At 47.6% G+C, this 14,879-nt stretch carries 19 protein-coding genes; 17 read left to right on the forward strand and 2 right to left on the reverse strand.

Features of this window, described 5'->3' with window-relative positions; all coding sequences use genetic code 11:
• Positions 1 to 26 precede the first annotated feature (26 nt).
• From ACFPOF_RS06440 to ACFPOF_RS06520, 17 genes are all read left to right on the forward strand, one after another.
• On the forward strand, positions 27 to 1,946 hold the full coding sequence (locus ACFPOF_RS06440) for an ATP-dependent DNA helicase (protein ID WP_378130758.1): 1,920 nt from the start codon (positions 27 to 29) through the stop codon (positions 1,944 to 1,946).
• Positions 1,947 to 1,961: 15 nt separating this feature from the next.
• A complete protein-coding gene (locus tag ACFPOF_RS06445) occupies positions 1,962 to 2,675 on the forward strand; it encodes a metal-dependent hydrolase (protein WP_378130760.1) in 714 nt (237 codons plus the stop codon).
• Positions 2,676 to 2,696: 21 nt separating this feature from the next.
• Entirely contained in the window at positions 2,697 to 3,029 is a 333-nt protein-coding gene (locus ACFPOF_RS06450; RefSeq protein WP_378130762.1) for a response regulator transcription factor, read from the forward strand.
• On the forward strand, positions 3,010 to 3,162 hold the full coding sequence (locus ACFPOF_RS06455; protein WP_378130764.1) for a hypothetical protein: 153 nt from the start codon (positions 3,010 to 3,012) through the stop codon (positions 3,160 to 3,162). The genes ACFPOF_RS06450 and ACFPOF_RS06455 overlap by 20 nt, the downstream gene beginning before the upstream one ends.
• A gap of 261 nt (positions 3,163 to 3,423) precedes the next feature.
• The gene (locus ACFPOF_RS06460; protein WP_378130766.1) at positions 3,424 to 3,762 is read left to right on the forward strand and encodes a hypothetical protein; all 339 of its coding nucleotides are present in this window, start codon (positions 3,424 to 3,426) and stop codon (positions 3,760 to 3,762) included.
• Between the two features lie 17 nt (positions 3,763 to 3,779).
• Positions 3,780 to 4,529, forward strand: a complete 750-nt coding sequence (locus tag ACFPOF_RS06465) for a hypothetical protein (RefSeq protein WP_378130768.1) — start codon at positions 3,780 to 3,782, stop codon at positions 4,527 to 4,529.
• Entirely contained in the window at positions 4,526 to 5,224 is a 699-nt protein-coding gene (locus ACFPOF_RS06470) for a hypothetical protein (RefSeq protein WP_378130770.1), read from the forward strand. Before ACFPOF_RS06465 ends, ACFPOF_RS06470 begins: the two co-directional genes overlap by 4 nt.
• A gap of 58 nt (positions 5,225 to 5,282) precedes the next feature.
• On the forward strand, positions 5,283 to 6,650 hold the full coding sequence (locus tag ACFPOF_RS06475; protein WP_378130772.1) for a hypothetical protein: 1,368 nt from the start codon (positions 5,283 to 5,285) through the stop codon (positions 6,648 to 6,650).
• A 22-nt stretch (positions 6,651 to 6,672) separates the two neighbouring features.
• Entirely contained in the window at positions 6,673 to 7,641 is a 969-nt protein-coding gene (locus ACFPOF_RS06480) for a ThiF family adenylyltransferase (RefSeq protein WP_378130774.1), read from the forward strand.
• Positions 7,642 to 7,721: 80 nt separating this feature from the next.
• Positions 7,722 to 8,177, forward strand: a complete 456-nt coding sequence (locus tag ACFPOF_RS06485) for a hypothetical protein (protein WP_378130776.1) — start codon at positions 7,722 to 7,724, stop codon at positions 8,175 to 8,177.
• Between the two features lie 276 nt (positions 8,178 to 8,453).
• Positions 8,454 to 9,290 carry a phosphoadenosine phosphosulfate reductase domain-containing protein gene (locus ACFPOF_RS06490; protein ID WP_378130778.1) on the forward strand — a complete coding sequence of 279 codons (837 nt, stop codon included), beginning with the start codon at positions 8,454 to 8,456 and terminating at the stop codon, positions 9,288 to 9,290.
• A 41-nt stretch (positions 9,291 to 9,331) separates the two neighbouring features.
• Positions 9,332 to 9,718: a hypothetical protein gene (locus ACFPOF_RS06495; RefSeq protein WP_378130780.1), complete on the forward strand. Its 387-nt coding sequence runs from the start codon at positions 9,332 to 9,334 to the stop codon at positions 9,716 to 9,718.
• Between the two features lie 99 nt (positions 9,719 to 9,817).
• Positions 9,818 to 10,081 carry a type II toxin-antitoxin system HicB family antitoxin gene (locus tag ACFPOF_RS06500; RefSeq protein ID WP_378130782.1) on the forward strand — a complete coding sequence of 88 codons (264 nt, stop codon included), beginning with the start codon at positions 9,818 to 9,820 and terminating at the stop codon, positions 10,079 to 10,081.
• A 128-nt stretch (positions 10,082 to 10,209) separates the two neighbouring features.
• Complete coding sequence (locus ACFPOF_RS06505; RefSeq protein ID WP_378130784.1) at positions 10,210 to 11,097, forward strand: ATP-dependent DNA ligase; 888 nt, start codon at positions 10,210 to 10,212, stop codon at positions 11,095 to 11,097.
• A 123-nt stretch (positions 11,098 to 11,220) separates the two neighbouring features.
• A complete protein-coding gene (locus ACFPOF_RS06510; RefSeq protein WP_378130786.1) occupies positions 11,221 to 12,504 on the forward strand; it encodes a Y-family DNA polymerase in 1,284 nt (427 codons plus the stop codon).
• A complete protein-coding gene (locus ACFPOF_RS06515; RefSeq protein ID WP_378130788.1) occupies positions 12,501 to 12,827 on the forward strand; it encodes a YolD-like family protein in 327 nt (108 codons plus the stop codon). Before ACFPOF_RS06510 ends, ACFPOF_RS06515 begins: the two co-directional genes overlap by 4 nt.
• A gap of 177 nt (positions 12,828 to 13,004) precedes the next feature.
• Entirely contained in the window at positions 13,005 to 13,235 is a 231-nt protein-coding gene (locus tag ACFPOF_RS06520) for a type II toxin-antitoxin system HicB family antitoxin (protein ID WP_378130790.1), read from the forward strand.
• 132 nt (positions 13,236 to 13,367) lie between these two features.
• On the opposite strand, the gene ACFPOF_RS06525 is transcribed toward ACFPOF_RS06520, so the two are convergent.
• Positions 13,368 to 14,009 carry a serine/threonine-protein kinase gene (locus tag ACFPOF_RS06525; protein ID WP_378130792.1) on the reverse strand — a complete coding sequence of 214 codons (642 nt, stop codon included), beginning with the start codon at positions 14,007 to 14,009 and terminating at the stop codon, positions 13,368 to 13,370.
• Between the two features lie 394 nt (positions 14,010 to 14,403).
• Positions 14,404 to 14,874, reverse strand: coding sequence for a hypothetical protein (locus ACFPOF_RS06530; RefSeq protein WP_378130794.1), 471 nt, complete (start codon positions 14,872 to 14,874; stop codon positions 14,404 to 14,406).
• Between the last annotated feature and the right edge of the window lie 5 nt (positions 14,875 to 14,879).

Consider the following 14,879-nt stretch of genomic DNA (forward strand, 5'->3'; position numbering starts at 1 on the left):
TATATATGTATTGCGAGGTGAGCGTTATGGAAGAGTTCATCGAACGAGCATTAGGAAGTGGAGGACACTTATCAAAGCTCGTTCAAGGGTACATACCACGGGCACCACAGGTCCTTATTGCGACAAAGGTTGGAATGGCACTCGAAGAAGGTAAACACCTCTTGGCGGAAGCTGGTACAGGAACGGGTAAATCCCTCGGTTATTTAATTCCGGCAGCACAATGGGCCGTGGCGAATAAAAAAACCGTTGTGGTATGCACGCATACGATCCCGCTCATGACTCAAATCGTAAATGTCGAGCTTCCACGGGTTCAGCAGATCCTTAAAATGGAGAACCTGAACCTGAAATATCAGCTCGTTAAGGGCAAAGCCCATTATGTCTGCTATAAGAAACTCGAAGGCTTATGGCAGGAAGTATTGCGCAGCAACAGCATGGAAACAAAACTCATTCAACGCATCTTCGCCAAAGTAACCAAGGAACGTATCGCCGATCGATCGGCATTTGGCTTCGACATCGATGACTCGCTCTGGAACCGAATTTCCGCTTCTTCCTGTCCAGCTATTAAGAAGCCTGAAAACTGTATGATCGAAGACCTGAAAGTAAAAATGCAGAAGGCACATATTATCGTTACGAACCACGCGTACTTCTTCAGTGACCTGATAATGCGGAAGAAAACCGGAAACGGCTCGTTGCCCGCATACGATGCGGTTATCTTCGACGAAGCCCACGAGCTCGAGGACGTATGTTGCAATATATTCGAGAAGGAAGTCAATCTCAACCGGTTTGAATCGCTATTCGATTACTTTTTCAAGCGCGAAGCGATCGGCGACCTCGACAAGAGTATTCAACTTGAACTCACCCAGCTCCGCCAATCCTTTTCACGAAAGTTGGAGGAAATATATGAGGGTGTCGGGAAGGGAATGAAGCGTGACGCCTTCAAGCTGATGACGGATAAGGTTGATGTATCAGACGTTTGCTCAATCCTGGCGCAATTCATTGAGCGCGTGAAATCGCTAAAGGTTCGCGGGGTTTCAGAAATTCTCGATCGGCTTTTCGAATCAAACGACGATCTTGACTTTATTGGCAACAACGAGAAGAAGTCATGGGCGTACTGGGCGACGGTACACGGCCGCGGAGACATTTCGCTCCACGCGGCGCCCTTGTTTCCCAAAACCGTGCTAGCGAATGGACTCTTCGATAAAGTCCCAGTCATCCTAGCCAGCGCAACGATGTCCACGGACGGAAAGTTTACTTTCTTCGCTGGCCGTTGTGGGGTGCAGGAATATGACAGCCTCATGGTCGGTAGTCCATTCGACTATGAGAAAAAGACCATGATCATCTGTCCCGATGATGCACCGGATCCGGACAGCCCGGAATTTATGCAATATACCGTCGAGAAGCTGCAGGAGACTTTGATGTACTCCGGTGGACGTATGCTTGTACTGTTTACGAGCTTCGATTCAATGAATCAAGTCGCAAGACGATTCGAACAGCATTGTATTGAGCGGGGCTACAGTTTACTGGTTCAGTATCCGGGTTGCGATCGCGAAAAGATCATCCAGCAGCTCAAAACCAATTCACGGACGATTGTTCTCGGGTGTACGAGCTTCTGGACCGGGGTCGATGTCGCAGGGGACGCACTCACAACGCTTGTCATCGTGAAATTTCCGTTCCCGCAGCCGAACGAACCGCTTATCCAGGCGCAAATCGCTTTGCTCGAAAAGGCCAATCGAAATAGCTTTCAGTTTTTCATGTTCCCAAAGATGATGATCAAATTGAAGCAAGGTTTTGGCCGTCTCAACCGCTCGGTTAAATGCCAAGGTGCCGTCATTATATTGGACCCGCGCATGAGAACGAAGCGATACGGGAAAGCCGTTTTGAGAAGTCTGCCGAAGTGCAGATATTCCGAGAAGCTCGAAGATATTATTCATATTCTTCCCGTTTGAAAGGAAGTGGCCGATATGATGGGAAAATCCCATTTGGTAATCAGTACCGGACTCACATTAAGCGTATTGGGTATGGCCGATGAGAAAATTACGATACCGGTCGCCGCGGTCACCGCTGTCAGCGCGCTGCTCCCAGACATCGATGAACCGAACTCGCTTCTTGTTTCCCGTGCGATTCCGACCCGCTTCCTCCGATTCATTCAAACGGCTCTTATCGGACTTGGCATCTTCCTTTACTTTTATGGTCATGCCTACGCGCCGTGGAATACAGTTCTCGCCGCTCTCGTCGGCATCGTTTCGTTCATGCCGACCCGGACACTTCGAAACGTTGTGATGGTACTGATCGGCGCCGGTTTGATCCTCTACGGCCATGCGTTTATCCCTTGGAGTTACATCGTCGGCAGTCTTATCATCCTGTGTGCGCTTCTCCCTCATCGCGGGCTTACGCACACGGTATACGGCGTCATCGGGTGGGGGATATTGCTTTATTTCTCGACAGCCAGTTACGACCATGCCATTTGGATTGCTGGAACGCTGTCGTACACGCTTCATCTTCTCGCCGATTCGCTTACCAACCACGGCATTCGACCGTTACCGCCCTTTGAGTGGCGCTTGAAACTGAACCTCATGAGTACAGGTACAAGATTCGGGGCCTTTGTCGAAAGTGGATTTATGCTTTTGACCTTCGCTGTCGTCTACCTCGTATTCTTTCGCCATAGCGCGATCTAGTTAAGAAGGGAGAATGCAATTATGGATTCCATCACTCTGCAGCAGCACCCATTTATCGGTATGCTCTTTGACGAATTAAAAGATAAGTACCAACTGACCCGTCGTGAAAACGAAGTGCTCCAGATTTTTACGCTCAACGGCTGGACGAACCGCGAGCTTGGGGATGCCCTCAATCTTAGTGAGAAGACCATGAAAAATCACATCGCCTCAATCCAGCGGAAATTCAACGTCAACTCGTCCCGCGAGATTCAAGCTGTTGTCTTTCGCAGCACGCTTTTGCCGGCATTCTTGAACGGATCCGACTCTCAAAATTCCCAAGAAGGAAAACGTCCTTATGCTGCTCTATCATCTTAATCAAGCCGCTACGGCTGCCGCAAAGGGGAACGGCGTGCCGTCTTTAACCCAGGTGGAGCTCGATCAAATTTTGAAAGAACTCGAGGAGAAAGCCACGCGAGCGGGGTTGCTCAGCACTACGCTCAAGTCATAGGTTATTCTTAAGATCGAGGAGCATCGTCTCACTCGATTTTTTGTTTTTCTAAGTCCCGAAAATATGGTATAATATGCTCATTACAATGATTTTTTTATTTTCTTCTCCGTCAATTTTTCGGATGAAGAACGGGAACATGTGGCTTTGCCGCATCATTATCATCGAGACGTAATTGGCCTGGAAACCGAAGTGTGCCTATTTAGGTGCGCTTTTTAGTTTCCGGGCTTTTTTTGCGTCCAAAACGAGGAGGAAGTTGGAACGATGAGGATCGACTTATCCGCTTTTAAGGAGAATCTTCCGGAGCAGAGGGAATACCTTCAGGGGCTTACTCCGGGACTGTTTCGCGCGATCGATGCCGCACACCATGTAGCAAAAAGTGATGCCGTCGATTGGAGCGGATTCACTCTGGAAGAGGCGAAACGGGCTTTGGAGATGGCGATGTATTACGAAAGTGACGAGAATATTGATGAAATCGACTTGGAGAATGGGGTACCGAATGAAGGGAACGCCATTCACGAGTTTCTTCACAACGTTCAAGTCATTTCGAAATTCAAGCACATCCAGCCTGAAAAAGCCGGTGAAGAAATCATCTTCTTTTAAGAGAGGAGCTGGGGAAATTGGAAAGGTCATACTATTGTGCTGAACAGGTCTACCAGATGCAAGCTACGTACGATGGATTCGTTCTCTGCAAGATTGCACATGAGGCCGGAGTCGATATGGTATCTAATCCTATCGATTACTTCTGTAATCATTTCGGCGAGCAAAGTGACGTCTTCTGGGAATGCATGAAACGTATCTTTGGTGAGATCGAGCATACGGGCGAGGGTCTTGATGAATACAGCTACGAACAGAACACCTACAAGGTCCCGCTTCCGGAATTGAACGAATTTTACATGTTCCTTTCTGAAGAAGAAAAGGGTAAATACGTCCAAAAGTTCAATAAGATGCTCACGATCAGCGACGATTTCTCCTGTGAGTTTGAAATGGAAGGTGTAATGGCAGGAAACTGCTTTTATATCACCTTACATGGGGGATACGGGTGTTATTCTCCTTTTTTGGAGAAGATGGTGGAAATTCGAAATGAAGTTCGGGAAGTGATCCGAGCGCGTAAAGCGTTGATCGTTAACCAGCTTCGAAACGTTGTCTTGCTCAAGTTGGTCTATGATCGACTGGGAGTGGTGGTTGAATCAGCGATGGAAGACCATGTGAATGTGGTCTTTTCTCGGATTATGGAGCGCTGCTCGAATCTGAGTGTTGCCCTGTCGCCGGGAGATTCGTTCTCGTTTGATTCCATGCTCTCTATGCTTAACCAATCACTCGACAACCAGGTAGCAATTCAAATTAAAAGAGGGGAAGTGGCGGCATGACTTTGGCTACTCAATTGGAAAAGGAAACCGGTACAAAAATGGTGATCACGCTCCGCGAACACGGTTTACCGTCCGTCGAGGAGTTTCACGATGGAGTCAGCATGGGGGAAGGCGTCTACACACACGAAGCTGTTGCGGAGGCCGTTATCCAATCCCTCGATTATGAAGCCATCCGGACACCCATTTTGCCAAGGAACACCATCTATTACTCAGAGGGACCGGGGAGACGTTACGTTTTCCTCGAGATTCCACCTCATCGCCGAACGGCGTTTTACCACAAGGCGAAGATAAAAGATGTTCCGTTCCCACGGCTACTCATCGGTTTTCAACTAACGGCACGAAAGGAACAATTGGCCATTACCCAAGTATATGTAGCGGCGTTGGAGGACCAGATCATTCCCAATGAGGAATCGAAGGTCTTTTTTTATCCATATACCAACGTTAACGATTACGTCGTCTGCTGGGGCGGCCAACAACTTCCTAATATCGAGCGAGTGGCTCAATTGGCTACGATTCCGGAACTATTCTTTAATTCCCCGAATTCCGACTGTTACTATTCGACGGCGAACCTGAGCAAGAAGCCGTACCGAGAATTGGTCGAGAGTATCAAGGGAAAATCGTTTCCGGATGATTATCTGAAGCCAACGGGTTTGGGACTCCAGGAATGGATCAGTAAGCTCTCATCCTCGATTTAATGTTATGTGCCATAGGAGCTTTTCGAATTTAACCTAACCCAATGGAGGTAATTCTCAAATGTCTAAAGGACCTGATTTGTTCTCTTATTTTGGCGGTGTCGATCTCTTTTCTTCATCCAACTCGTCGAACGATTCCAAACCACAACCAACGGAACCCCCGAAGAGCAATACGCCAGCGGCCGTGACAGCGGAAGGGAGCACCAACTCCGAGTCTTTGCCGTCTGAAGGCGCCGGCGCTGCAACGGGCGGGATAAATGTCGTTAACCTTGCGGCTAGACGTCTTGAGGAAAGACGCCGCAATAAACCGGAGGATGACTGCGACGATGCTTGCAGCGCAGAGGAAGAAACCGAGAGCGAAGACAAAGAGGACGAAGGCGCTACCGACGAAAATGCATCCGAATCGTTTGATGGTGACGATGAACCGGATGAACGTGCGGCCGATCGAGCTGAGCTAGGTGGAAGAAGTGCTAACACCGAGGTAAAAGGCGACCAAAAGGCGGCAGGGGCTAATCCAGGCGGCAAAAAGGAAGAGGCGAAGCCAAAGTTCGACTTAGGTACGTTTATCGCGTACGCGGGTCACACGCTCAGCATTGGCAAGTATTTCGGTGCCGAGCAATTGGAATCCCTCGATCTTGAAGCCGTCCGCAAACGTCTTGAAAAGGACTTTCCGGAGTTGTCTAAGCAGCGTACCAAAATGGAATGGGACGAGAAGAAAAATCTTGTCATTCCGATGGTCACCGGCGGCAAGAAGGGAGCCTTTTTCAGCCAAGGGCTGAAAGGCTTCTTTTTTCGCTCGCAGGATCTCGCCAAGCACAAGGAACCAATTAACATTTTGGCGGGGCAAGACGGCTATTACGAGGTTCGGGAAAACCCGATCGGCGTATTCGTCTCCAAGGTGCCTGTCGTAGAGGAATTGGAGCCTTGTCGAGAGGGGTTCAAGATGAATCTTCCGAAGATTCCGGCAGATCTCTTCACGCAGCTCGTGACGTTCTTCTACGACTATGCTTGCTTCGAAGTCGAAGTGATGGGCGTTTTCTACTGGGACACCGAAAACGATCGCTACGTGCTGGACGTGCCTTTTCAGTCAGTATCGAAAACGCGTATCAACGTCAGCTATTCCGATTTCCCGCCTCAATTCATCAAGGTAGCGGAGATTCATTCTCACAATACCATGCCCGCATGGTTTAGCGACATAGACGATGAGGACGAGAAGGGAACGATGCTTTACGGCATCGTAGGTCGCATCCAGAAAGGAATCAATCAAGTCAAATTCGACTTAGTTGTGCGCGCTGGCGTCGCCGGGAGATTTATTCACCTCGAGCCGGAAACGATCATTGAGGGTGAATACCCGAAAGGTGCCTGCGTGGACCCGATCCGGTACCCGATGAGCTGGCAAGATCGCGTTCGCATCGACTATTCAAAATAGACGTCCAATGGAGGTAATTCGCATGATTAAATTGCTGGATTTTCACCAAGAAGGTGTAAAGTATCAATCACCCGTGAATCGAATTTTCTACTATATCGTGATGATCGGTTGCGGCGGCAACGGTGGTTATGCGGTCCAGCGCATTACCAAGATGCTTCACGCATTCGGTAATGTTGGATCATTCCTGATGCTCGCCGATCCGGACACGGTAGAGGAGAAAAACCTTCTGCGCCAACCGTTTATCCAATCGGATATCGGAAAGAAGAAAGCAGATGTGCTGGCCAAGCGGTACGGTGCAACCTATGGGCTCAAAATCGGTTCTTATTCGGACGGCTACATTGAGTCCGTAGAACAGCTCGAAGGATTGTTCTCGCATACGGATTATAAGCATGCGAGCGGGCAATACATCCAGAAGGTTCTTATCGGTGCTGTCGACAACGACTTTTCTCGGAAGATCATGAACGACTACTTCAATAAGACAGACGATTTGATTTACATCGATGCCGGCATTGAAGGCGTCTTCCTTCCGGAAAACGGCACGAAGCCCGAAGAAAGCTGGACGAGCGAAGAGCGCCAGGAGCACTTGGAAAGCGGGTATTCCGGTCAGGTGGTTGTCGGCGTGAAGAAGAACGGAAATCTCGTTCTCAAACCGCTTGACGGCGTTTATTCTATCGATGCGAAGGATGCAATTCCGCCCTCGCACAGCTGCGGGCTTGAGCCTTATCAGCCACAACGGATGATCGCAAACGAGATGGCCGCTTTTCAAATTACGACCGTTGTGAATGAATTGTTTGCCACGAACTCGGTTTATGTTCATGTCCTGAACTTCAACGCCCGCGCGGGCAGTTGTCGTCCTATCTTTGCTGAAGATGCAGTGATTGGCGACCTTCCCGCTCCGGCGGCCGCAAGCGAACCAGAAGAGTCGGATGACGATTCCGATGACGATCTTCTGGACGAGGACGAGAATGAAGCCTTGGAAGATGACAATTGATTCGCAGCTAGCATAGGGGAGTCATCGTTTGAGGAGCGCGAAAGCGTTCCTCTTTCCATTTTATCGGGGAGGCATTTGGCATGAGGGAAATGGATCCGGAGAAGTTGTTCAATAAATTCAAGAAAGTGGTCGATGCTCGCGATAGCCAAAAAATCGATAAGGCGCTTTATGAGCACCTTCATCTTCATACGGGCTTCATCGCCCACTACGATATTCACGGATTCCGTGAAACGTACTCGGACCGGGGTTTCCTAGATTTCGTCGATCACTTTGAGAACTGCTTCTACTTGACGTATGGAAAGCATGGTGATTTCAACCAACGTCTCAAAGCGTACATCCTGGAACACGCAGCCGACATTCGGCTGGAGTTTCAGCGAGCGGCGGAGCTGAAGGAACTCTCTCTCCTGAATGCTCTTGCAAACAAACACGGACTATCGGTTCAACCGAAGGCTGGTTCTGCTGCAGCAGCTGTGCCTGTACGTGTTGACCTTGAATCGACCATTTCCAACAGCGGGCAATACGAATTTGCTTTTTAAGTCACTATCTTAACTCCGAAGCGGGCGTGCCACATAGCGTTGCCCGCTTCTCTTATGAGAATTGACGAATTTTGGTGAATGGTCTATTATAGACGTATTACTCATTATGCTTGTTTTTTCTCCGTCGATACAATTTCGACGAAGATGGAGTTTGCCGGTTAGACGGTATATTTTTATAGGGTTTATTTTGCCATGGAGACGCTAAACACCTTATTTGGTGTTTTTTTGTGTTTCCATGGCTTTTTTATGCCCAAATTCAGTGGAGGGGATTCGGACATGCTCTCTAATGTGATGGAAATGAAGCGGGGCGCAGGTGCATATGTACTTCCGGAATTGCCAAGCGAGATGCTACCGATCGACGAATACGATGAAGTCCATGTGAACGTCTCCGGAGGAGCCGATAGCGTTGCCACCGTTCTGGTTGCACTTCACGACTACCGCATTCCGAAGGAGAAAATCAAGCTCGTACACATGAGAGTCGATGGCGATCCCAATTCAGGCAAGCGGCCGCTTTTTGATTGGCCGCAAACCGATGAATTCCTGGAGTACTTAAGCAAAGCGCTCGATCTTCCCTTGATTGTAATATGGGACGAGTTAGGACTAGAAGGCAGGATCCGCGAACGAGGGATGTTTCCTTCGAGCCAATGTCGGTTTTGTACCTCCTACCTAAAGCGCGACGTCTACGCCAAATGGGTTCGCCAGTTCGATAACATCAAAATCCTACTTTTGACCGGCGAGCGTTCGGAGGAGTCAACAGAACGGTCAGAAAAGCCGATCTTCAGGCTTCATTCGGCGCATAAGACACGTCGGAAGAACCGGCTCGTTCATTGGCTGACGCCGATCAAGCATATGCTCAAAACCGAAGTCAGGCAGCTCTGCGCTGATTACGGCATTGAGCTCCATCCCTGTTATCAGTGGGTGAGCCGTTGTTCATGCAAATTCTGCATTTTCAATACGTCCAGCGAAATGAGTCGCACCTCTCAGCTTTTTCCTGAAGACTGGGCGTATCTGAAGGAGATGGAACAAGAACTCGGTCATACCATGAAAAGCAAGGATGGCATGTCCCATTCGCTTAGCGCCTTTATCAAGGAAGATCAAATCGCGTTCTTTTAAACCGGTTGCCTTATAAGTATTCAATATTAGGAGGTAATTCCATGTCTACGATCTTCAAAGTTTCATCACCACCTCATGCCCCTGAAAGGCTAATCGCAAAAATGCGCCGCATTGTAGAAGACGTTGTTGTATTCAAGAAATTTCACTTCGATTTCGAGCTGAATGATCGTACGACGCTCGATCACAAGCCCGGAGTTTATGCCTGGTACGTTTATGAATGTGGGACGCATCTTATGCCGCTTAACGACCTCAGAGCCGTCCAGGAGTTCCAACGTGATTGGATTAAAGGATTGGCTTCTATCGAGGGTAAGAAGGCAGATGATGACCGTCTCTATGTCCTAAACGGTCGGACCGGAGACATCCAGCGCGTAATGGAATTTAAGAAAGAACCAAACCTTATGGAGCGTCTGCTCCATACAGCGATATAAGCGTACGGACGTCTTGAGGATTACTGAAGCATTAGCTTCGGTAGTCCGACTAGGCTGCCCGTGCAAGCCTAATTAATTCAATTTTGGGAGGACTTTATCATGAATAATATTGCCAACGGAAACGAAATGAGCTTTCAAGTTTTGATCGAAGAGGACAAGGTTCAAGGCGATTTCATCGCGTATATTCCGGCAGTTCGTCTCGGCGTCCATGGAGATACGATCGATGAAGTGCGGGCCAATGCCAAAGAACTTCTTCAACTGGAGATCCAGTCGCGCCTGCAGCAAGGCAAAAGCTTGCCTTCCGACAATTTGGCTTGGGTGGAGCAGATTACGATTGAGATCCCGCTTCAACTGAATAAGTAAACGTCGCCTTTTGGCCGTAGCCCCCGGCCCACAATAGGGGTTTATTTTTTTACCCTTTTCGCGACCTGCAGTGTCAATCCCCATCAACTCCCATTTTCGGTTCGACACGCGTCATGATACCATAGAAAATGGTGATGCATATGTTCTTCCCACCCATGCTTTTGCAATACGCAAATAACAACGAGCCATTCGATGACGAAAAATACTATGCCCAGCTCAAGCTAGACGGTATTCGTCTGCTTGTCTCGAATATGGATTCGCTGAACCTATATACAAAGAACTTAAACGTAACAAGCAGATTTCCTGAACTGCATTCCCCGCCGATCAGTAGAGGAACCATCATCGATTGCGAGCTAATCGTTGTCGACCCCGCGACAGGTCATCCGGACTTCGAGGCCTGCTTAGCCCGCTTCAATTCAAAGAAAGCAATGCACGAAGTAAGCGCGTGTGCCTTCGACATTCTCTACTATCGTGGTGAGAATGTTATGGATAGGCCGCTCGAGCAACGCCTTGAGCTTCTCGAGAACGACCTGAAGGAGAACGAGAGGTTTTCCCGCGCCCGCTGCTTTAATGGGAGTGCTGTACAGCTCTTTCAAATCATCAAGTCAGCCGGTTTAGAAGGTCTTGTCCTCAAGCGCAAGGATAGCCGGTACTTGAGTCGGAAGAAGCCGTGCGAACCTGGTGTTAAGGGCATCCGGACATCCCAATGGTTAAAGGTACTAAATTACGACTTAGCGCACGACATCCGGATTATGGGCTATTCGAAAAAAGACAACCGGTGGCTGATCGGCAGGGAAGAGGGGAATTGGTTCAAACCCCTCGGAACAATGGAGCTTGGTATCACCGCGGCGCATCGTCGAATCGTTTGGCCGCGCATGCAGCGATCGATCGTTCGCGAGGACAAGAATTTCATTTACGTCGATCCCATATCCAGTTTAAGCTGCAGCGTGAAACATCGCGGTTTCTACAAATCCGGATTGATGCGTCTCCCCGTTTTGGAAAAGATTCATAATTGAGACCAAGCAACCGAGGGACAGCAGCCTTGGTTTTTTTATGCCCGTAAAATTTCCTTTGATTAATTCGTGTACTTCCACATATAATACCAATACGAACAAATGTTCTGTATTGGAGGGGCGACCATGAATTTTGACATCAACAAACTTCCCCGGCATCCCATTTTTTGCATTGATATTAAATCAGCGTACGCGAGTATTGAGTGTGTCATGCGGGGCCTCGACCCGCTTACAACTTATCTTGCCGTTGTCGGCGATTTGTCGCGGAAAGGCTCGGTGGTTCTCGCGGCCAGTCCACCAATGAAAAAGGATTATGGAATAAAAACCGGCTCACGTTTGTACGAAATACCTACAAACGATTCGCGGATCCATGTCGTGCAAGCCAGAATGGGGAAGTACTTAGATTATGCCATGCAAGTGCCGCGTATTCTAAAACGGTTCATGCCGATGGAGTGCATATCCATCTATTCGGTCGATGAACTTTTTGCCACATATGATCATTCCTTATTCGGGGATAAGTGGACGGCCGCGCGGACAATCCAATCCTCGATCAAACTCGAACTTGGCTTACCTAGTGCGATCGGAATCGGGGAAAACTACTTTCAGAGCAAAATTTGTCTGGACCTGATGGCGAAGAAGAATGTGGCCAACAACTACATCGACGAAGTGACTTATGAAACCTTCGCAGAAAAGCTGTGGCATTTCCCAGTGAAAGACTGCTGGGGCATTGGTAGCCGCATGGAGAAAAACCTTGCCCAATTGGGCATTTTCAACATCGGCGAACTTGCAAAAGCCAATATGCAAAGCATGAAATCTCGCTTCGGTGTCATCGGCCAACAGATGGTTTTACACGCATCAGGAATCGATTATACCAATCCTTATTACAGACCAGAGATGAGTCATAATGCGATCGTACAAAAAGGGTTTGGCAGCGGGATTACCCTTATGCGCGATTACATGAAGCGGGATGAGATCATTACTGCGATTTTAGATCAGACCGAGATTGTTGCTTCCCGAGCTCGAGAAGCAAGGGTGGCCGGGCGGACGATTAACCTTGCGATCGGATATTCGGACGATATGGGGGGCGGGGGGTTTAGCAAGGATAAGACAATTGCAACACCGACAAACCTTACTCATCGGATATTCCAGGTATGTAAGGAGATATTTCAAGAAAAGTTTTCCACATCGGCCCCTGTACGTCGCATTCACGTTGGACTTACCAACCTGTCTCCGGATGAAATAGCACAGCTCGATTTGTTTGAGGATGATACGAAAGAACGCCAGATCGCCGCAGCCATGGACAGGATCCGGAATCGTTTTGGTGCGGCATCGATCACTTGGGCGCGCAGTATAACCGCCGGCGGAACGGCCATCGATCGAGCCGGCAAGATCGGAGGGCACAAGATATGATTCACGACCGCGGCCGAATAAAGTGGGCGCCGTTCCTGATTCCCGAGCACAAGAAGCGGATTGCTCAAATGTATGAATCCGAAGAGGACGTTCAGCGGCCGGAGCTTGATGAACAATTCGTGGAGGAATTACAGGAGACAATTAATTACGCAATAAATGAAGATGCAGAAGTTCTAGTTACTTACCACCTAAATAATAGATTTCACACGATAAGCGGTGCCATCTATAAAGTTGACCCATTTTCTCAGGAAATCGTTCTTCTAAGAGACTCGGAGCGTACTAGGATCCGAATTGCACATATAACAAATCTACAGAAAAAGTGATGGTGTCAAAGTAGCCATCACTTTTTCTGTAGTTAGAAAGTATCAACTAGAGCTCATGTTCTCAAAATACAAGAACACACGTTCCTATTTTGTGTTATAATTCAATTAACGACACCGTTTGACTTCGGGTAAGTTAGGCGGAGGGGTAAATTGGAGTCCCAGGAGGGTGTAATTATTATGGAACATGAACAGCAGTTTTTGGTTTTATTTGAGGAAGATAAAATGGAAAAAAACTTTACGGCGTATATCCCGGCGTTCCGTCTTGGTGCCCGTGGAGATACGCTGGAAGAGGCGAGAGAGAATGCGAAGGACTTAGCTCAAATGGCTATTGCGCTAGCTAGGATATCCGGCAAATCGCTTCCACAAGGCGACGCGATCGTAGAATCTATCACCGTCGCAACAATCTAACATGGTTCCCGCCGAATAATAGGCGGGTTTTTATTTGCATGGAGTAGGGGGTAGTAACAGCTCTCGGGTTGGATGGCTGGCAACTGCGTCGCCGACATCACAACATCGGCGACTGTAACCATGCTTGATGGATTATACTAACCGGGGCGTTTTAGCTTGGAAGCTTTCCAATGCAGCGGCGAAGTCTGCTTTCCTGATCCCATTGAAAAGAAATTTTTGCATTAAATTATTTATGGATTCCGGATCGTTGTTGTACAGTCCTTCGATTTTACGGATGAGGTCGTCTTGAAACTGATTTTGCAGGATTGAGGGGACAGGTTCGCAAATGCCGAAATCTAGGCGTTTGACTTCTCCAGAATCCGTCCATAGAAGGCTCTCGGATAGTTTGAAATCCCAGTCCTTGAATCCGGCCTGAAGTTCTCCTAGCTCTGTCCGAAACATGTCATAAATCAGATCTGGCGGGAGCTGCTCATGCATGTCTCTATAGCCGCTCAGGTTAACGCCCTCGATCCATTCCATAAGGACAAACACGCCAGGTTGATACGCATAGAGAATCGGTGCGCTAGTTTTCTGTAAGGCGAGCAGCGCTTTGCACTCCGTCTCGCCATCCTTCGTACCTTTTCGCGTGTAAACCTTTAGAGCGTAATCCCGAATTCGATAGACATTCGAGCGGCTTCCGGGGACAGTAGGAGGCCATATCGGTAGATCATTGGTCTTCAGAAATGACTCTAGTAACTCCAGGATGTCGGAGGGTAGGGGGGTCACAACATACATAAATCTCGCTCCTTCGCTGATGGTAGATGCTGTGAATTTGGGGATTCATGTCTATTAAACCATATTTCATTCTTCTTGACATGTTCCGTAGAGGAATCAGCGTCCTTATTACCACCACTTCAAAAATAGACTTTCTCTTTCTTTCAATTACGCGTTACTTACCGGTCATCAGCCCGGCTTCCCGTTCACGCAAGGATCGCGGTACTCTCGCCAATAACTCTGATCAATAAGGGTGGATTTGTATCAATTATAAGGGGGAGTTGGTGTAGACGGACAAGAACTTACAATCATTGCCCCCCGTACAACGCGGTTTTTTTATTATATCGATGCAAGTTCTTGTCTTTTCCTCGGGACAAGAACTTACATATGGGGTATTTTGCGAAGTTAGTAAATCTTACGTTGTGCGTAATTGCTGTGTTTTTTCAAGTTCCTTAATACATACTTTAATAATTTCTTTTTCAAATGAATTTTTCTCATACTTTCTTATATATATTAATGCAATTGGAAGAAACATAACTAATACCGTCAATCCATAACCAAGTATGCTAAGAAACTCATTTTTAATGTCAATCAGACTTTTTAATTTAAATCCCATAAATGTAAAAGTAAAGCCCATAAATATTCCAAGGAAAGTTGCTATAAATTTTAGTAGATTGTCTTTTGACTCTTTCTTCGCTAGCAATAAGCTTAAGTCTGAATGGTTATAATTCCTAAGATAATATTCTTTGACTTCTTTTTCTTTTGTTATTATTTTTTGAGCACGTGTAAACTCTTTTTTGAGTTTTTCTTTATCTTTTTCTATTTGCTTTGATTCTTGAAAACTACGTCTATAATGATGTTTTAGACTTCTTGATGGATTTTTCATTTTCA

Source organism: Cohnella soli (assembly GCF_042655525.1).
Lineage (GTDB): Bacteria > Bacillota > Bacilli > Paenibacillales > Paenibacillaceae > Cohnella > Cohnella soli.